This is a genomic window from Amycolatopsis mediterranei, assembly GCF_026017845.1.
Taxonomy (GTDB): domain Bacteria; phylum Actinomycetota; class Actinomycetes; order Mycobacteriales; family Pseudonocardiaceae; genus Amycolatopsis; species Amycolatopsis mediterranei.
The window spans coordinates 4901378-4918124 of the sequence record NZ_CP100416.1; the positions used below are offsets into that span (position 1 = coordinate 4901378).

Here is a 16747-nt window from a genome sequence, read left to right on the forward strand (position 1 = left end):
GGCCCCGGTACCCTGGCCTGGTGCGGACCCGGCCCACCCTCTCCTGGACGTCGGCGGACGCGCCGCTGCCGCGGACGTCCAGCCTCGACGAGCTGACCAGCGTCGTCGCGCGCGGGCGCGTCGCCGTGCTCAGCGGCGCCGGGCTGTCCACCGAATCCGGGATCCCCGACTACCGCGGCGAAAGCGGCAGCCTGCGCCGGCACACGCCGATGACCTACGACGAGTTCGTCACCAGCGCCGAAGGGCGGCAGCGGTACTGGGCGCGCAGCCACCTCGGCTGGCGCACGATCGCCCGCGCCGACCCCAACGACGGCCACCGCGCCGTCGCCACCCTGCGCGACGGCGGCTACGTCTCCGGCGTCATCACCCAGAACGTCGACGGCCTGCACCAGGCGGCCGGCACCGCCGACGCCGTCGAGCTGCACGGCAGCCTGGACCGCGTCGTCTGCCTGGACTGCCGCCGCACCAGCCCGCGCGCGGAACTCGACCGGCGGCTGCGGGCGGCCAACCCGGGCTTCATCGGCGCGGCCACCCGGATCAACCCGGACGGCGACGTCGAGCTGCCCGCCGACGTCGTGCGCGCCTTCCGGCCGGTCCCGTGCGCGGCGTGCGCCGGCGTCCTCAAGCCGGACGTCGTGTTCTTCGGCGAGAACGTGCCCCGGCCGCGGGTCGAGCAGTGCTACCGGCTGGTCGACGACGCCGAGGCGCTGCTGGTGCTGGGCTCGTCCCTGACCGTGATGTCCGGGCTCCGGTTCGTCCGCCACGCGGCGAACGCGGGCAAGCCGGTCGTGATCGTCAACCGCGGCGAAACCCGCGGTGACCGCTACGCCTCGGTGCGGGTCGACCGGCCGCTCGGGCCCGCGCTGACCGAGCTGGTCAGCCGGCTGCGCGAGGATCGCGGCCGAACCGCGTGAGCAGCCGGTCCTGGCGGGACGCGCCGGGCGGCGCGGGCGGCGGCTCGGCGAAGAACCGCGGCCCCAGGGCCAGCCCCGCGAAAATCGTGTCGTAGTCCTCGTCGATCCAGGCGACCAGGCCCGGGTCCAGCGCGTCGTCGGCGCCGAGCGCGCGGGCGAGGTCCCAGGTGTGCACGGTGCTGTCGGTCGTGCGCACGGCCAGCGCCCGCCGTCCGGTGAGCTTGCCCAGGGGGTAGTCGACGACGCGGTCCAGCGCGCCTTCCTCGGCGAACGCGGCCGCGCAGGCCCGGACCGAGCCGGTGAACGCGGCGACGGGGTCGTCGCCGAGCGCGTCGGCGTCCCGCCGGGCGAGGAACTCCTCCCGGGTCGCTCCGCGGAGGAGACCGACGTAGTTGAGGTTGCCGCGGGTCATGTGGTTGACCAGCGCCCGCACGTCCCACGCGGAGCACGGCGTCGGCGCGTCCCAGCCGTCCGGCGGCACGGTGCTGAGGTGGTGCTCGAAGCCCCGGGAGGCGAGGAGGAAGCGGTCGAGGAGCATGGCGGCCAGTCTGGCGCGGGCCGCGGCGGCGCCGCTCGCGGATATCGGACGTGGTGAACGAGCCGGTCCGGGCGGGTGGGGGGAACCCGTCCGGACCGGCTCTGGCGACGGACCTCCACAGCCGGTCGTCGCCTGCAAGACGCGGCGGCCGCCCCGGTCGTTACAGCGGCTGCAATCCGGTCCAGGACCAGCGCGGCACGGCCAGCCCGGCGGGCACCTCGCCGGGCGGGCCCGGGTAGGTCAGCACTTCGGCGACCGCCCACTCCATGTAGGACCGCAGCGCGGCGCGGAACTCCGGATCGGCGGGCAGACCGGCGTCGTCGGCGGCCTGCACGAAGCAGGCCACGAACCGGCGGCCGAGGTCGCTCATGTCGCCGTTGCCGGCGTGCATCCGGAGCATCGCCGAGTGGTCGCTGCACTCCCGCGAGAACCGCGGCGGCCCGCCCATGACCTCGGCCCAGTACCAGGCCAGCCGGTCGACGTGCTGCGGGTGCTGCCCGGGGTGGGAGAACGGGTGGTTCAGCTCCGGGTCGGCGAGGCAGCGCTCGTGGTGGGCGGCGGCCAGCGCGCGGAACGCGGGGTCGCCGCCGGCGAATTCGTACAGCGTCGGACGCATCCGCCGAGCCTGGCACGCCGGGCCGCCGGAAGCCAGGGCGTCAGCGCGCGCCGGCCGCGGCGCGTTCCGCGGCGGGGGAGAAGCCGCCGAGCGCGTCGACCGCCCGCCGGACGTCCTCGCTGACCAGGTCGTGGTTCAGCGCCGCGGCGGCGGACGCGCCCTGGGCCGCGGCGACGATCACGGTCGCCCGCGCGTCGACGACGTTCCCGGCGGCCCACACGCCGGGCACGCCGGTCTTCCCGGACGCGTCGACGTCGCCTTCGACGTAGCCGAGGTCGCGCAGCAGCTGGTCGTGCGGGACGATCCCGGTGCGGAGGAACAGCGCCGTCCGCGGCACGAACCGGGCCCCGAGCTCGACGCCGGCGAGGCGGCCGCCTTCGCGCCGGAGGGCGGTCACCACGCCGTCGACGACGCGGATGCCGCGCGCGTCGAGCCGTTCCCGGTCCTCTTCGGACACTTCGGTGGTGTGCGCGAAGTACACGACGTCCGGTGACCACTGGCGGACCAGCAGCGCGTGCTCGACACTCTCCGGTTGCGTGCCGAGGACACCGAGGGGCTGGTCGCGCACTTCGTAGCCGTGGCAGTAGGGGCAGGTGACCACGTCGGTGCCCCAGCTCTCCCGCAGGCCCGGGACGTCCGGCAGGTCGTCGTGGATGCCGGTCGCGACCAGCACGCGCCGGGCGGTCAGCTCCCGGCCGCTCGCCAAGCGGGCGGCGAAGCCGTGGTCGAGCCGGGTCACGCGGTCGTCGAGGAGCTCCACACCGTAGCCGCGCAGCTCTTCGCGGCCGATCCGGAGGAGTTCGGACGGCGGCAAGCCGTCTCGGGAGAGGAAGCCGTGCATGTGCGCCGCCGGCCCGTTGCGCGGGGCGCCGGAGTCGACGACCGCGACGCGCCGCCGCGCCCGGCCGAGCATCAGGGCGGCGCTGAGTCCCGCGGCGCCGCCACCCACCACCAGTACGTCGAAGCTGTCGTTTTCGCTCATGCCGCCACCATGAACCCGGCTTCGCGAATCCGACAACTAATGTTGCCATTTCCGGGACGAACGGGTTTCCTGGAAGCATGACGGACGCGATCACCCAGGCCCTGGCCGAGGTCGGCCCCCGGCTCAAGCGGGTCCGCACGCAGCGGCGGGTCACCCTGGCCGACCTGTCGGCGGCGACGGGCATCTCGAAGAGCACCCTGTCGCGGCTGGAGTCCGGCCAGCGCAAGCCGAGCCTGGAACTGCTGCTGCCGATCGCCCAGGCCCACCAGGTGCCGCTGGACGAGCTGGTGGGCGCGCCGGAGGTCGGCGATCCCCGGGTCCGCCTGACCGCCCGCCGCATCCCGCGCCACAACGGCGCGGCGATGACGGTGCTGCCGCTGACCCGGCAGCCGGGTGCGCCGCAGGCGTTCAAGATGATCCTGGAGCCGGAGACGGGCGAACCCGATCCCCAGGTCCACGAGGGGTACGAGTGGCTGTACGTGCTGTCGGGCCGGCTGCGCCTGGTCCTGGCCGACCGCGACCTCACGCTGGGCCCGGGCGAGGCGGCGGAGTTCGACACCCGCCTCCCGCACTGGTTCGGCGCGGTCGACGGCCGGCCGGCCGAGATCCTCAGCCTGTTCGGCAAGCAAGGGGAGCGGCTGCACCTGCGGGCGAAGTCCCGGCCGCGCTGAGTCAGCGCAGCGCGTGCTCGGCCGGGCGATCCACAGGAAGACCCCCGCGGCCAGGGCGCCGAGCAGTGTCAGTGCGGCGACCCTCGCGAAGCGAGCCGGGTCGGGGGCATCGCGTTCCAGCCGGTCGGCGTGAACCATCCGCGACGGGTGGTCTCCGGTTCGAGTGCGTGGTCCGCAGGCTTTCCGGCCGCGGCGTCCTCCGCGGGTCGTCAGCCGAGTTCGCGCTGCATCAGCAAAGTGTCCAGCCAGCGGTCGTGCTTGAAGCCGACGCCGCGCAGCACGCCCGCGTCGGTGAAGCCGGCCGCGGCGTGCAACCGCTGTGACGCCGGGTTGCCGGAGTCGACGATGACCGCGATCGCCTGCCGGGCTCCGGCGTCTCCGCACCGCTTCAGCAGCTCGTCGAGCAGCCGCCGCCCGTGGCCACGGCCGGCCGCCTGCGGTGCGAGGTAGATCGTCGTCTCCACCGAGAACCGGTACGCCGGCTTCGGCCGCCACGGCGCGGCCAGCGCGTAGCCGAGGACCTCGCCCGCCTCGGCCAGCACGAGGAACGGCCACGCGCTCTCGCGGATCTTCGCGCGCCACTGCTCGGCGGTCGGCGGCGTGGTCTCGAACGTGACGACGGAATCGGTGGCATACGGCGCGAAGACGGCGGCAATGCCTTCGGCGTCGGCCTCCGTCGCTTCCGCTATAGTGGACATGTCCGCTATCATAGAGGAATGATCGATCCGGTGTCGCTCGGCCGTCACCTGCACGAGCTGCGGGCGGCCCGCGGGCTGGCGCTGAGTGCCCTGGCCGGGCAGGCGGGCGTCAGCGTCAGCATGCTGTCGGCCATCGAGCGCGGCGAGAAGACGCCGACGGTCGTGGTGCTGTCCCGCATCGCCGACGGCCTCGGACTGTCCCTCTCCCGGCTGCTCGCCGACCTGGAGCCCGGCCGCGTGATCGTCCGCCGCGCGGCGGAGCAGGACCACATCGCCGAGCCCGGCGGCTGGCACCGCACGGTGCTGACTCCGGTCGTCCCCGGCGTCAACTTCGAGTGGATCCGCACGACCCTGCCGCCGGGCTGCGATGCCGGCGCTTTCCCGGCGTACGCACCGGGTTCCCACGAGTTCGTCGCCGTCGAGTCGGGTGAGCTGTGCCTGGGCGTCGGCGAGGAGGAGTACGTCCTGGCGGCGGGTGATTCGGCATACTTTCCTGCCGACGCAAAGCACTCCTACGCGAACCGCGGCGAAACCCCTTGCGTGTACCACGTTGCGGCGTTGATCATGCGGCCGCGCGAAAACCGGATGACACCGCCTCGACCGGCGTGACACCCTTCCGGGCATGTTCCCCGTGTCCGATAGCGCGACGCTCGCAGGCCTGTCCCTGCCGAGCGCCCTGTCGGCACGGCTGACCGGCGCTCGAAGCTGACCCTTCCCCGATTTCCCCGCCCTGGGCGCGAAACCGCCGGGGGAGGGTCGAGGCGCTCCGCCCGGTTTCGCGCATTCTTTTGTCCAGCACAAGGAAAGCCCATGACCAAGCAGCAGTACGTGCGGACCAAGCCGCACCTGAACATCGGCACGATGGGGCACGTCGACCACGGCAAGACCACCCTCACCGCGGCCATCACCAAGGTGCTCGCCGAGCAGGGCGGGACCAACCGCTACGTCGCCTTCGACCGCATCGACCGCGCGCCGGAGGAGGTCGAGCGCGGCATCACCATCAACATCGCGCACGTCGAGTACGAGACGCCGACCCGGCACTACGCGCACGTCGACATGCCGGGCCACGCCGACTACGTCAAGAACATGATCACCGGCGCGGCCCAGCTGGACGGCGCCGTGCTCGTGGTTTCGGCGCAGGACGGCGCGATGCCGCAGACCCGCGAGCACGTCGTCCTGGCGCGCCGGATCGGGGTCGGGCACCTCGTGGTCGCGCTCAACAAGGCCGACCTCGCCGACGACGAGGAGCTGCTCGACCTCGTCGAACTCGAAGTGCGGGAGCTGCTGACCCGCTACGGGTTCGACGGCGACGCGGTGCCCGTGGTCCGGGTGTCCGGGCTGCGCGCGCTCGAGGGCGACCCGCGGTGGACGCAGCGGATCCTCGACCTGCTCGCCGCCGTCGACGAGCACGTGCCGATCCCGCCGCGGCGGCTCGACCTGCCGTTCCTGATGCCGATCGAGAACGTCCTCACCATCACCGGCCGCGGCACCGTCGTGACCGGCGCGGTGGAGCAGGGCACCCTCACCGTCGGCGACGCGGTCGAGGTGATCGGCCTCGGCCCGGCGGTGACCAGTGTGGCCACCGGGCTCGAGACGTTCGGCAAGCCGATGGACCGCGCCGAGGCGGGCGACAACGCCGCGGTGCTGCTGCGCGGGGTGAAGCGCGGCGAGGTCCGGCGCGGGCAGGTCGTCTGCCTGCCGGGCAGCGTGCGGCCGCACCGGCGGTTCCGCGCGGACGTCCACGTGCTGTCGGCCGCCGAGGGTGGCAGGCGGACGCCGTTCGCGGCGAACTACCGCCCGCAGTTCCACTTCCGCACCAGCGATGTCGTGGGGGTGGTCACCCTCGCCGACGGCGTCACAGCCGTCCGGCCGGGTGACGTGGCTTCGCTGACGGTGGAGCTGGGGCAGCCGGTCGCGATGAGCCCGGGCCTCGGGTTCGCCATGCGCGAAGGCCGGCTGACCGTCGCCGCGGGCACCGTGCGCGAAGTGCTCGACTGAAGACCGGGCTCGTCCCCGCTTTCTCCGGAGAGCGGGGACGAGCTTGACTCATCCGATCTTTTGCCTTTAGCTTGAGGCGCGTTCCCGATCCGCCGTCGGAAGCAGTGTTTCTGCCGTTGCGTGATAAGGGAGATCTTGTGGGAAGAGCGTTGAGCCGCCGCCGTGTCGTCGCTTGGGGAGCGGCGGGTGCTGCCCTGCCATTGGTCGGATCTCAGCCGGCCGAAGCCGAGGAATTGGGGAGCCAGCCGGGCCGCTTCTTCGACGTCACGAAGTTCGGCGCGAAAGGCGACGGGCGCGCCATCGACACCGCCGCGATCAACCGCGCGATCGACGCGGCCGCGACCCGCGGCGGAACCGTGTACTTCCCGGCCGGGACGTACGCGAGTTATTCGATCCACCTCAAGAGCAACATCGCGCTGTACCTCGCCGCGAACGCGACGATCCTGGCCGCCGCCCCGGCCGGCGGCCAGGGTTACGACCCCGCCGAACCGGGTGCGGGCAACCCGTACCAGGACTTCGGGCACAGCCACTGGCACAACAGCCTGATCTGGGGCGAGAACCTCGAAAACGTCACCATCGAAGGGTCCGGCAAGATCGACGGCAAGGGCCTGGTTTCCGGCGGCAGCGCGGAATCCGCGCCGCTCAACGGGAACAAGGCGATCGCGCTCAAGCTGTGCCGCAACGTCGCGATCCGCGACATCACGATCGTCAACGGCGGCCACTTCGGCATCCTCCCGACCGGCGTCGACAACTTCCGCATCGACGGCCTGGTGATCGACACCAACCGCGACGGCATCAACATCGACTGCTGCAAGAACGTCCGGATCGCCAACACGACGGTGAACTCGCCGAACGACGACGCCATCGTGCTCAAGAGCACGTACGCCCTGAACCAGGTGCGGGACACCGAAAACGTCACCATCGACAACTGCTTCGTCAGCGGCTACGACCTCGGCACGCTCGTCGACGGGACGTTCAAGACCGCGGGGTACGGCCGCACGGGCCGCGTCAAGTTCGGCACCGAATCCAACGGCGGCTTCCGCAACATCGCGATCTCCAACGTCGTCTTCGAGCATTGCCGCGGGCTGGCCCTGGAAACGGTCGACGGCGGGTGGCTGGAGGACGTCACGATCAGCAACCTGACCATGCGCGACGTCCAGATGCCGCTGTTCCTCCGGCTGGGCGCGCGGCTGCGCGGGCCGGCGGGGATCACGGCCGGGTTCCTGCGCCGGGTGAGCATCAGCGACGTCACGACGATCGACGCGGACCCGCGCTACCCGTCGTGCCTGGCCGGGATCCCCGGCCACCCGATCGAAGACGTCAAGCTGAGCAACATCCGCCACCACCTGGCGGGCGGCCTCACCCCGGGCGACGCCGTGCAGAACCCGCCGGAGCTGGAAAACGCGTATCCCGAGCCGTCGATGTTCGGCACCCTCCCGGCGTACGGCTTCTTCGTCCGGCACGCCCGCGGAATCAGCTGGGACAACGTGGACGTGCGGTTCGGCAAGCCGGACACCCGCCCGGCGTACGTCCTGCGGGACGTGATCGACGCCGACGTGCACCACTGCCGCGCGGACCAGGTGGCGGGCACGCCGACGTTCGTCCTCGACGACGTGGCCGATTTCCGGGTGAGTGACGGCCGTCCGGTGCCGGAGGCCCGGGTGGAGCACGCGGATCACCAGGAACTGTAGGGAATCCCGGCCGGGCCCCGGCGCCGCCGCGGGACCCGGCCGGTCAGCGGCCGCGCAGCTTCGGGCGCGCCAGGCCGACGGCGGCGACGACGATCAGGCCGACCGCGATCACCGCCGCGACCACCGGCAGGACGGGCATCCGGTGCTCCGTGCCGGTCAAGGTGAGGATGCTCGAGAGGAGCACGAGCGCCCCGACGGCCAGGTTCAGCCAGCACAGCCAAGCCGTGGCCGGGATGAAGTGCCAACGCCGTTCGGCCATCGCAACCTCCTCGATCGGGTGCTGTTCCGGAACTGCCCCGATCCGGAGTCGATCAAACCGGCCGTCATGACCTGCGGGGAGGCGCCGCCCTGCTCGCTGCGGTGGTGATTCAGGGCGCCGGACCGGGCGTTCCGGTGAACGGAACGCCCGGCTGTCGTCGGCCGTGGCCACGGTGCGACCGTCGGGACATGGCTCCCGTGATGGCGGCGATCGTCGGCCCCGGCAACATCGGCACCGATTTGCTGGCGAAGCTGCGACGCAGTGAAGTGATCGAAGTCGGTTACGTGGTCGGCGTGGTCGAGTCGGACGGTCTCGAGCGCGCCCGCGCGCAGGGGATCGCGGCGTCCGCGGACGGCGTCGACTGGCTGCTGCGCCAGGATCCCGTGCCCCAGCTCGTGTTCGAAGCGACGTCGGCGAAGGCGCACGCCGCGAACGCGCCGCGGTACGCCGAAGCCGGCATCCAGGCGATCGACCTGACCCCGGCGCACCTCGGCCCGATGGTGTGCCCGCCGGTGAACCTCGGCGCGCACCTCGACGCGCCGAACGTTTCGATGATCACCTGCGGCGGCCAGGCCACGATCCCCATGGTGCACGCCGTTTCGCGGGTGACCGCGGTCCCGTACGCCGAGATCGTCGCCTCGGTCGCTTCGCGGGGAGCGGGCCCCGGGACGCGGGCGAACATCGACGAGTTCACGCGCACGACGTCGCAGGCGGTGGCCGAGATCGGCGGTGCCGGGCGCGGCAAGGCGATCATCATCCTCAACCCGGTCGAGCCGCCGATGATCATGCGGGACACGGTGTTCTGCGCGATCGGCCTCGACGCCGACCGCGACGCGATCACCGCGTCGATCCACGAGATGGCCGACGAAGTCCGCAAGTACGTGCCGGGGTATTCGCTGCGGGCGGACCCGCAGTTCGACGACGCACGCGAGGAATGGGACGGGCACGCGCGGGTCGGCATCTTCCTCGAGGTCCGCGGCAACGGCGACTACCTGCCCGAGTACGCCGGGAACCTGGACATCATGACCGCCGCGGCCGCCCGCGTGGGCGAGCTGATGGCCCGCGCGAAGCAGGAGGTGCCGGCATGAGTGAGCTTGCGAACGAATCAGTGGACACCGGCCGCCCGGAGCTGAAGCACGACGTCCGGATCATCGACACGACGCTGCGCGACGGCAGCCACGCGATGGCGCACCGGTTCACCGAGCAGCAGGTGCGCGACACGGTCCGCGCGCTCGACCGGGCCGGCGTCGGGGTCATCGAGGTGACCCACGGCGACGGCCTCGGCGGTTCGTCGTTCACCTACGGCTTTTCCGCCGTCGACGAACTCGAGCTGATCGCCGCGGCCCGCGAAGAGGCGAAGCAGGCGAAGATCGCGGTGCTGCTCGTGCCCGGCATCGGGACGGCGGAGGACCTCCAGCGCGCCTTCGACGCGGGCGCGGAGATGGTGCGGGTGGCGACGCACTGCACCGAAGCCGACGTCTCGCCGCAGCACTTCGGCCTGGCGCGCGAACTCGGGATGGAGACGGCCGGCTTCCTGATGATGGCGCACCGGACGCCGCCGGAAGACCTGGCGAAGCAGGCCAGGATCATGGTGGACGCCGGCTGCCAGGCGACGTACGTGACGGATTCGGCCGGCGCGTTGCTGATGCACGAGGCCCGCGCCCGCTTCGAGGCCCTGGTCGCCGAGGTCGGCGACACGGCGTGGGTCGGCTACCACGGGCACCAGAACCTCTCGCTCGGCGTCGCGAACTCGGTCCTGGCGTACGAAGCGGGCGTCCGGTACATCGACGGATCGCTGTGCGCGCTCGGCGCGGGCGCGGGCAACTCGCCGACGGAGGTGCTGGCGGCGGTGTTCGACCGCCTGGAGATCGACACCGGCCTCGACGTCGGCGCCCTGCTCGACGCGGCGGAGGAGGTGGTCCGCCCGTACCTGCACCGCTGGCCGAAGATGGACCGCAACGCGATCGTCCAGGGCTGGGCCGGGGTGTATTCGAGCTTCCTGCTGCACGCCGAGCGCGCGGCGGAGCGCTACGGCGTGCCGGCGCAGGCGATCCTGCGCCGCTGCGGCGAGCTCGCGTTGGTGGGCGGCCAGGAGGACATGATCATCGACGTCGCGGTCCAGCTGGCGGCGGAGGGTTAGGCAACCGGAAACAGCCTCCGGGCGTGGGAAGGCCATGCAACGGATCCGGCTTGTGCTCGCGGTGGTGGTGGCGACGGTCTGTCTTGCCGCCTGCTCGGCGCCGGCGGCGCCCGCACCGCTTTCCACCACGCGGCCCGCCCCGGCGGTCCCCACGCCGCGAGCCCCGGTGACGGCCGCGAAGACGACCGCGAAACCGCCGCCGTTCACCCCGCCGGCTTCGCCCGGGAAGGTGACTTCCGCTTGCCCGTTCCTCGGGACCGCCGAGCTGCAGGAGCTCTTGGGCACCAGCGAAGACCTCATCGCGACCGAGCAGCCGGCCGATCCGACGTTCGTCCCCGGCACCGAGTTCCGATGCCGCTACGAGGACAAGTACGTGCATCCCTGGCTGGCCGACCTGTGGATCATCACCCCGAGGGTCGCTTCGTACCGGCCCGCCCAGGCACTGGAGGACAACAAGAAGGACTGCGGCGGCCCGGCGACGGCGGTGCCCGGCGCGGGCGAGGGCGCGTACTACTGCGACCGGGCGGCCACCGACGATGCGGAAATGGTCATCACGGCCAAGCGAAGCCACGGCCGGACGCGCCTGGCGATCGCCTACGTCGTCAAGCATCGCGGCGAGGTCTACGCCGCCTTGGCGAAGCTGCTCGGCGAGCGGTTGTAGCGCCCTCGGTCGCTCGTGGAGGGGGGCGGGCGCGCCGGAAGCCTGGCACGCCCGGTCCCCGCGTCAGGCCGGCTCGCCGAACCAGCGGCGCAGCGCCGCGTCGAGGCCGGCCGTCGAACCGTCCTCGCGCGCCCAGGCGATGTGCCCGTCCGGCCGGACCAGCACGCCCGTCAGCGCCGGCTCGCTGTCGCACTTCGCGGTCAGCACCCCGACCCGGCCGGCCCAGCCGCTCGCCGCCTCGCGCAGGCCGGCGTGGTCGCCGAGGTCGAGCAGGAGGGCCTTGCCGTCGTGGAGGCGCTCGCCGAGCCGGGTGCCGTCGGCGAAGGCGAAGTCGGGTGCGGCGCGGCCGGTGAGGTCGTGCTCGCCGTCGATCGGGTAGCGGTGCAGGACCCCGGAGAGCTTCTTGGCGAGGTAGGTCGCGCCGTCGCCGGTGAAGAGCAGCTCGGTGACGACCTGGCGCAGCGCCTTCGTCCGCACGTCGCTGCGCATCAGCGCGACCTGCGCCCGGGTCCACTCGAGGACCCACTCGCCGATCGGGTGCCGTTCGGTCGTGTAGGTGTCGAGCAGACCGTCTGGGGCCCAGCCGTGGACGGTGGCGGCGAGCTTCCAGCCCAGGTTGACGGCGTCGCCGATGCCGAGGTTGAGGCCCTGCCCGCCGAAGGGGGAGTGCACGTGGGCCGCGTCTCCGGCCAGCAGCACGCGGCCCTGGCGGTAGGTGCTCGCCTGGCGCGCGTTGTCGGTGAAGCGCGTCGCGCTGTGGATCTTCTCCACCCGGACGTCCGCACCGGAGACGCGCCGGAAGCTGTCTTCGATTTCCTGCGCGGTGACCGGCGCGTCCCGGTCCTCGGGCGGCCCGTCGAACTCGACGGTGAGGATCCGCCCGGGCGTCGGCCCGTGGACGTAGAGCCCGCCGGTGCCGTGCTGCCACCCCGCGGGCAGCGCGTCGGCGCCGGTGAGTTCGGCCATCGCCTGCCGTCCGGTGATGGCGGGATCGGTCCCGGGGAACGCGAAGCCGGCCTGCTTGCGCACGAAGCTGCGGCCGCCGTCGGCCCCGACGAGCCAGCCGGCGCGCACGGGTCCGCCGTCGGAGAGGTGCACGGTGACGCCGTCGTCGCCGGCGTCGAACCCGGTGAGCGCGACGCCCCGCCGGATCTCGACCCCCAGCTCGGCGGCCCGCGCGGCGAGGATCGCCTCGATGGCCTGCTGCTGGATCACGACCACCCGGGCGGCCGGCCCGACGTCCCGGAAGGCGGGATCGTCGAAGTCGACCCCGCCCGAGGTGACCATGATCCCGGCGAAGTGCCCCACCGGCACGGCTTTCGGCCCCCCTCCGCCGCGTGATTCGAGGAACTTCTGGATCTGCGCGAAGTTCTGCTGCACGACTTCGTCCATCGCGGGCAGCAGCCCCCGCCGGTAGAAGGCTTCGGCCGTGGTCAGGTTGACCCCTCCGGCCTTGATCGTCTGGTCCGGCTCGGGCAGCCGTTCGACGACGAGCACGTCCACGCCCGCCAGCCGCAGTTCACAGGCCAGCATCAAGCCGACCGGCCCGCCCCCGGAGATCACCACATCCCTGTTCATGGCTCCGATGATGCCGCAAAACTTGTACCGAGTCAAAGTTTGAGCTCGGTCTATACTCCGGGGCATGCCGGACCCGGGACTGCGCGAGCGGAAGAAGCAGGCCACCCGCCTGCTGATCTCCAACGTGGCCACAGGCTTGTTCGCCGAGCGCGGCTTCGAGGAGGTGACTGTGGCCGAGATCGCCGAGGCGGCGGGCGTCTCGAAGATGACGGTGTTCAACTACTTCCCGCGCAAGGAGGACCTGTTCCTGGACCGCCACGCGGACCGCCTGGCGGAGCTGACCTCGGTGCTGCGGTCCCGGCCGGCGGGGGTGTCGCCGTGCGAGGCGCTGCGTCGGCACCAGCACGAGCTGCTGTCCACCGGGCACCCGCTTTCGGGCGCGATCGCCGGTGGCCCGGGTTTCTGGTGGGTGCTGACCTCGAGCCCGGCGCTGATGGCGCGGTGGTACGAGCAGGAGCGCGAGATCGCGGACGCGTTCGCCGGGGTGCTCCTCGCGGAGACGGGGGACGAGTTCCGGTCCCGGATGGTGGCGGGCTTGCTGACGACGGCGATCACGACGGTGTTCGCGCACGCGATGGGCCGGATCGTGGCGGGGGACGACGCGGACGTGGTCCGGCGGGAGCAGGTGGCGGTGGTCGACCAGGCCTTCGATCTGGTGGAACGCGGAGTGGGCGCGTTCCCGGGTGGGGCGGACTGACGCCGGCGCGGTTTCCGTCGCAGTTCGCCCGGAATAGCGGCGCGCTCGCGGCTCGCCCGGTTTCCGGTTCGTTTGTTTCACCCTTCTTGTTTTGTAACACCGTGACATTCGACGGCGACCGATATGCAAAAGGTATCGGTGTTTACCGGGTGGGCTCTGGTGCTTGAGGAATCGTCGCGGTGGGGATCATGGTGCGGTGGGAACCGGTGGTGGTGGACCTGGGGTGGCTTCCCCGGGCGGCCACCGTGCGCGTGCGCCTCGACGCCGTGGTGAACGTTCGCCTGTTGAACGCGGAGAACGTCGGACCTTATCGGCGGAGAAGTGCCTATCGGATGGTCGGCGGGGTTGCGACGCAGCGACAGCTGGACATTCGAGTCCCTTCCGACGGGCATTGGTACATCGCCGTCGACACCGAAGGATTGACGGCCGGAAATTTTCGGGTGGACGTCACCGTCGTCTCGTGACTCCGCTTTCGGCCACCGATGTTTGCGCCGGTATCCCCGTCGCGTGACTAATTCAGGGGTGGCCGGCGCTCGGCCCACGGCCGGGCGCGTTCGAGCTGGGCCGCCAGCCGCAACAGCGCGCCGTCGGCGCCGAGCCTGCCGACGAACTGGGTGCCGATCGGGAGGCCGTCCGCGGTCCAGTGCAGCGGGACGCTCATCGCGGGGCGGCCGGTGAGGTTGGCCAGCTGCGTGTAGGGCACCCAGCCGAGGTTGTCGGAAATCATCCGTTCCACCACCGGCGTGTGCCGCAGCAGCCCGGCCGCCCCGGCGGCGAGCAGGGCCCGCTGCGCCGCGCGCAGCGGCGCCGGGGAGGTGAAAGCGCCGATCCGCGGTGGCGGGGTGGCCGTCGTCGGGGTCAGCAGGAGGTCGTAGGACTCGTGGAACTCGGCCAGCCGCCGGGTGTGCTCGTGGCGCCGTTCGATGGCGCGCACCAGGTCGACCGGGCTCGTGGCCCGGCCCAGCGCGGCCATGGTGCGGGTGTCGAGTTCGAAGGCCGTGTCGCCGGCTCCGCTCGCCGTCCGGCATTCGGCCATCGCGTGCGCGCAGCTGACGAACCAGCTGGTCAGGAAGTCACGGGCCAGGGCGGCGTCGTCGAACGGCTGGGTGGGCAGCTCCACCACCTCGTGCCCGAGTTCGTCGAGCAGATCACCGGCCGCGCGCGCGGCGGCGACGGCTTCCGGGTGTGGGGCCGGGTTGATGGCGCTGGCGGTGCACAGCGCGACGCGCAACCGTCCCGGGTCGCGCCCGACCTCGTCCGCGAAGGGGGTCTGCGGACCGGCGGCGAGGTAGGGCGAGAGCGGTGTCGGGCCGGCGAGGACGTCGAGCATGGCCGCGGTGTCGCGGACGGAGCGGGAGATCACGCCGTCGGTGGCGGTGCCGCCGAGTCCTTCGGCGCGGGACGGCCCGGCCGGGATCAGTCCGCGTGATGGCTTGAGCCCGAACAGCCCGCACGCCGACGCCGGGATCCGGATCGAGCCACCCCCGTCGCTGGCACCCGCGCACGGCACGATCCCGGCGGCGACCGCGGCGGCCGCCCCACCGGAGGACCCACCCGGCGTGTGGCCGGTGTTCCAGGGGTTGCGGGTGGCCCCGAACAGGTCCGGTTCGGTGATGCCCTTGGCGCCGAATTCGGGCGTGTTGGTCTTGCCGAAGACGACCAGCCCGGCACCGAGCCAGCGCTGGACCACGGTACTGGTCTCGGCGGCGGGCACCGCCGCCATCGACCGCGAGCCGCCGCTGGTGGGCGTCCCGGCCAGATCCTGGTGGAGGTCCTTGATCAGGAACGGAACGCCGGCGAAGGGCCCGTCCGACGCGCCGGCGGGCGGGTCCACTTCGCGCACGACGGCGTTGAGCCGCGGGTTGACCTGCGCCAACCGGTCCTGAGCCGCCTTGAGCAGGTCCGCCGGGGTGGCCTCGCCTTCGCGCACCAAGGCGGCCAGGCCCACGGCGTCGTGCTTCGGGTAGTCGTCCATAGGGTGATCCTGCCGCACGGCGCGGAGTTTCCGGCCCGACCGGCCGGGGCGGTGCACTCCCTTACCACGCCGCCCGGTCTGCGCTACCGTCGTGGGGGACCGCAGAAACCGGGGGGAATCATGCGTCGACTGGTCGTCTCCGCCGCTTGCGCCGTGCTCGTGTTCACCGGCAGCGGCACCGCTGTCGCCGCCGCGGCCACGGATCCACGGCAGACCGCGCTGGATACCGCTGTGCAGGCCGGGAACGTGGGGATGATCGCCGTCGCCGCGGATCCGGCCGGCCGCTGGCGGGGGCGCGCCGGAGTCGGTGACGTCGTCACCGGGGCGAAACCCGACACGGGCGGGCGGTTCCGCATCGCCAGCGTCTCCAAGACGTTCACCGCGACACTCGTGCTGAAACTGGCCGCCAAGGGCCGGCTGGGGCTGGACGAGCCGATCGCGAAGTACCTGCCCGGCCTGCTGCCCTACCCGGAGCCGATCACCGTCCGCCAGCTGCTGCAGCACACCAGCGGCCTGCCGCGGGACCTGGCGCCGCAGTACACCTGGACGACGCTGGCGGAGGTGGACACCGAACGGTTCGAGCACTTCGGCGAGGTGGAGGCGATCCACGACAGCACCGAGCAGCCGCTGCTGTTCCCGCCCGGCACGAGCTGGTCGTACTCCAACACCGGCTACAACGTGCTGGCCCTGCTGGTGGAGAAGCTCACCGGCCGCCGGTTCGAGCAGGTGCTCGCCGACTGGATCACCGGGCCGCTGCACCTGACCGACACCTTCCTGCCGCGGGACTTCCCGCTGGTGCCGCACCCGGCCATCCGCGGCTACGAGCAGCTCTACCCCGCGCCGCACGGGCTGACGGACGTCACCGTCTACAACCTCAGCCGCTACTTCGGTGCCGGAGACCTCATCTCGAGCGCCACCGACCTGAACCGCTTCTTCCACGCGCTGCTCGGCGGCGAGCTCCTGCCCGCCGACCTGCTCACGCAGATGAAGACCACGGTCCCGTGGCCGGGGCAGGGCGGGCTGCTCAGCTACGGGCTGGGGCTGATGCGCCTCTCCCTGTCCGGCATCTGCGGTCCCGGCGCTCCCGATGTCTGGGGCCACGCCGGGGACGTACCGGGGTACAACACGTGGAGCATGAGCGAAGAGACCGCCACCCGCCAGATCACCGTCGCGTCCAGCCCGGACCTGACCGCTTCGCCCGCTGCGGCGTCCGGCCGGATCCTGGCGATGGTGACGGAGTTCTGCAGCCCGGCGCTCCCCGAAGCCCAGGCCCACGCCACTCAGCTTCAGGCCGCGGTGCACTGACTGAGCATTAGGAGTGCTAACGTT

18 protein-coding genes are annotated in these 16747 nt (G+C 72.2%); 11 read left to right on the forward strand and 7 right to left on the reverse strand.

Annotation, left to right across the window (positions count from 1 at the left end; genetic code table 11):
• Positions 1-20 precede the first annotated feature (20 nt).
• The gene (locus tag ISP_RS22570) at positions 21-914 is read left to right on the forward strand and encodes an NAD-dependent protein deacetylase (RefSeq protein WP_013226056.1); all 894 of its coding nucleotides are present in this window, start codon (positions 21-23) and stop codon (positions 912-914) included.
• Here the strand turns inward: ISP_RS22570 and ISP_RS22575 are convergent.
• The 3 genes from ISP_RS22575 to ISP_RS22585 all read right to left on the reverse strand — a co-directional run bounded on the left by ISP_RS22575 (position 877) and on the right by ISP_RS22585 (position 3050).
• Entirely contained in the window at positions 877-1452 is a 576-nt protein-coding gene (locus ISP_RS22575; protein WP_013226057.1) for a TIGR03086 family metal-binding protein, read from the reverse strand. The two genes, ISP_RS22570 and ISP_RS22575, sit on opposite strands and share 38 nt — an antisense overlap.
• Positions 1453-1612: 160 nt before the next feature.
• On the reverse strand, positions 1613-2068 hold the full coding sequence (locus tag ISP_RS22580; RefSeq protein ID WP_013226058.1) for a group II truncated hemoglobin: 456 nt from the start codon (positions 2066-2068) through the stop codon (positions 1613-1615).
• A 40-nt stretch (positions 2069-2108) separates the two neighbouring features.
• Positions 2109-3050, reverse strand: coding sequence for an NAD(P)/FAD-dependent oxidoreductase (locus ISP_RS22585; protein ID WP_013226059.1), 942 nt, complete (start codon positions 3048-3050; stop codon positions 2109-2111).
• Between the two features lie 77 nt (positions 3051-3127).
• On the opposite strand from ISP_RS22585, the gene ISP_RS22590 reads away from it, so the two are divergent.
• Entirely contained in the window at positions 3128-3721 is a 594-nt protein-coding gene (locus ISP_RS22590; RefSeq protein ID WP_013226060.1) for a helix-turn-helix domain-containing protein, read from the forward strand.
• A 209-nt stretch (positions 3722-3930) separates the two neighbouring features.
• Here the strand turns inward: ISP_RS22590 and ISP_RS22595 are convergent, their stop codons facing one another.
• A complete protein-coding gene (locus ISP_RS22595) occupies positions 3931-4419 on the reverse strand; it encodes a GNAT family N-acetyltransferase (RefSeq protein ID WP_013226061.1) in 489 nt (162 codons plus the stop codon).
• 18 nt (positions 4420-4437) lie between these two features.
• Here ISP_RS22595 and ISP_RS22600 point away from each other — a divergent pair, with 18 nt between their 5' ends.
• The 3 genes from ISP_RS22600 to ISP_RS22610 all read left to right on the forward strand — a co-directional run bounded on the left by ISP_RS22600 (position 4438) and on the right by ISP_RS22610 (position 8108).
• On the forward strand, positions 4438-5028 hold the full coding sequence (locus ISP_RS22600; protein ID WP_013226062.1) for a helix-turn-helix domain-containing protein: 591 nt from the start codon (positions 4438-4440) through the stop codon (positions 5026-5028).
• Positions 5029-5229: 201 nt separating this feature from the next.
• A complete protein-coding gene (tuf, locus tag ISP_RS22605) occupies positions 5230-6417 on the forward strand; it encodes an elongation factor Tu (protein WP_013226063.1) in 1188 nt (395 codons plus the stop codon).
• Between the two features lie 200 nt (positions 6418-6617).
• Entirely contained in the window at positions 6618-8108 is a 1491-nt protein-coding gene (locus tag ISP_RS22610) for a rhamnogalacturonidase (RefSeq protein ID WP_013226064.1), read from the forward strand.
• A gap of 43 nt (positions 8109-8151) precedes the next feature.
• Here ISP_RS22610 and ISP_RS22615 read toward each other — a convergent pair whose 3' ends face one another.
• Positions 8152-8367 carry a hypothetical protein gene (locus ISP_RS22615; protein ID WP_013226065.1) on the reverse strand — a complete coding sequence of 72 codons (216 nt, stop codon included), beginning with the start codon at positions 8365-8367 and terminating at the stop codon, positions 8152-8154.
• A gap of 188 nt (positions 8368-8555) precedes the next feature.
• Between ISP_RS22615 and ISP_RS22620 the strand changes: the two genes are divergently transcribed.
• The 3 genes from ISP_RS22620 to ISP_RS22630 are packed head-to-tail and all read left to right on the forward strand — an operon-like array spanning position 8556 to position 11168.
• Positions 8556-9455 carry an acetaldehyde dehydrogenase (acetylating) gene (locus ISP_RS22620; RefSeq protein WP_013226066.1) on the forward strand — a complete coding sequence of 300 codons (900 nt, stop codon included), beginning with the start codon at positions 8556-8558 and terminating at the stop codon, positions 9453-9455.
• Entirely contained in the window at positions 9452-10507 is a 1056-nt protein-coding gene (gene dmpG / locus ISP_RS22625) for a 4-hydroxy-2-oxovalerate aldolase (RefSeq protein WP_013226067.1), read from the forward strand. The genes ISP_RS22620 and dmpG overlap by 4 nt, the downstream gene beginning before the upstream one ends.
• 34 nt (positions 10508-10541) lie before the next feature.
• Complete coding sequence (locus ISP_RS22630; RefSeq protein ID WP_014467077.1) at positions 10542-11168, forward strand: hypothetical protein; 627 nt, start codon at positions 10542-10544, stop codon at positions 11166-11168.
• A gap of 63 nt (positions 11169-11231) precedes the next feature.
• Here ISP_RS22630 and ISP_RS22635 read toward each other — a convergent pair whose 3' ends face one another.
• Positions 11232-12746 carry an FAD-dependent monooxygenase gene (locus ISP_RS22635; RefSeq protein WP_013226069.1) on the reverse strand — a complete coding sequence of 505 codons (1515 nt, stop codon included), beginning with the start codon at positions 12744-12746 and terminating at the stop codon, positions 11232-11234.
• 64 nt (positions 12747-12810) lie between these two features.
• Here ISP_RS22635 and ISP_RS22640 point away from each other — a divergent pair, with 64 nt between their 5' ends.
• Both ISP_RS22640 and ISP_RS22645 read left to right on the forward strand, forming a co-directional pair.
• A complete protein-coding gene (locus ISP_RS22640; protein ID WP_013226070.1) occupies positions 12811-13443 on the forward strand; it encodes a TetR/AcrR family transcriptional regulator in 633 nt (210 codons plus the stop codon).
• 188 nt (positions 13444-13631) lie between these two features.
• Positions 13632-13907 (forward strand): DUF1883 domain-containing protein, encoded by a 276-nt coding sequence (locus ISP_RS22645; protein ID WP_230468942.1) that lies wholly within the window; start codon positions 13632-13634, stop codon positions 13905-13907.
• 47 nt (positions 13908-13954) lie between these two features.
• Here the strand turns inward: ISP_RS22645 and ISP_RS22650 are convergent, their stop codons facing one another.
• Positions 13955-15418, reverse strand: a complete 1464-nt coding sequence (locus ISP_RS22650; RefSeq protein ID WP_013226072.1) for an amidase — start codon at positions 15416-15418, stop codon at positions 13955-13957.
• 120 nt (positions 15419-15538) lie between these two features.
• Between ISP_RS22650 and ISP_RS22655 the strand changes: the two genes are divergently transcribed.
• Positions 15539-16723, forward strand: a complete 1185-nt coding sequence (locus ISP_RS22655; RefSeq protein ID WP_013226073.1) for a serine hydrolase domain-containing protein — start codon at positions 15539-15541, stop codon at positions 16721-16723.
• Positions 16724-16747 lie beyond the last annotated feature (24 nt).

Coding starts and splice junctions, on each gene's coding strand:
- ISP_RS22575 (WP_013226057.1), bottom strand. CDS start 1,452: ATGCTCCTCGACCGCTTCCTCCTCGCCTCCCGGGGCTTCGAGCACCAC.
- ISP_RS22580 (WP_013226058.1), bottom strand. CDS start 2,068: ATGCGTCCGACGCTGTACGAATTCGCCGGCGGCGACCCCGCGTTCCGC.
- ISP_RS22585 (WP_013226059.1), bottom strand. CDS start 3,050: ATGAGCGAAAACGACAGCTTCGACGTACTGGTGGTGGGTGGCGGCGCC.
- ISP_RS22590 (WP_013226060.1), top strand. CDS start 3,128: ATGACGGACGCGATCACCCAGGCCCTGGCCGAGGTCGGCCCCCGGCTC.
- ISP_RS22595 (WP_013226061.1), bottom strand. CDS start 4,419: ATGTCCACTATAGCGGAAGCGACGGAGGCCGACGCCGAAGGCATTGCC.
- ISP_RS22600 (WP_013226062.1), top strand. CDS start 4,438: ATGATCGATCCGGTGTCGCTCGGCCGTCACCTGCACGAGCTGCGGGCG.
- tuf (WP_013226063.1), top strand. CDS start 5,230: ATGACCAAGCAGCAGTACGTGCGGACCAAGCCGCACCTGAACATCGGC.
- ISP_RS22615 (WP_013226065.1), bottom strand. CDS start 8,367: ATGGCCGAACGGCGTTGGCACTTCATCCCGGCCACGGCTTGGCTGTGC.
- ISP_RS22620 (WP_013226066.1), top strand. CDS start 8,556: ATGGCTCCCGTGATGGCGGCGATCGTCGGCCCCGGCAACATCGGCACC.
- dmpG (WP_013226067.1), top strand. CDS start 9,452: ATGAGTGAGCTTGCGAACGAATCAGTGGACACCGGCCGCCCGGAGCTG.
- ISP_RS22630 (WP_014467077.1), top strand. CDS start 10,542: ATGCAACGGATCCGGCTTGTGCTCGCGGTGGTGGTGGCGACGGTCTGT.
- ISP_RS22635 (WP_013226069.1), bottom strand. CDS start 12,746: ATGAACAGGGATGTGGTGATCTCCGGGGGCGGGCCGGTCGGCTTGATG.
- ISP_RS22640 (WP_013226070.1), top strand. CDS start 12,811: ATGCCGGACCCGGGACTGCGCGAGCGGAAGAAGCAGGCCACCCGCCTG.
- ISP_RS22645 (WP_230468942.1), top strand. CDS start 13,632: ATGGTGCGGTGGGAACCGGTGGTGGTGGACCTGGGGTGGCTTCCCCGG.
- ISP_RS22650 (WP_013226072.1), bottom strand. CDS start 15,418: ATGGACGACTACCCGAAGCACGACGCCGTGGGCCTGGCCGCCTTGGTG.
- ISP_RS22655 (WP_013226073.1), top strand. CDS start 15,539: ATGCGTCGACTGGTCGTCTCCGCCGCTTGCGCCGTGCTCGTGTTCACC.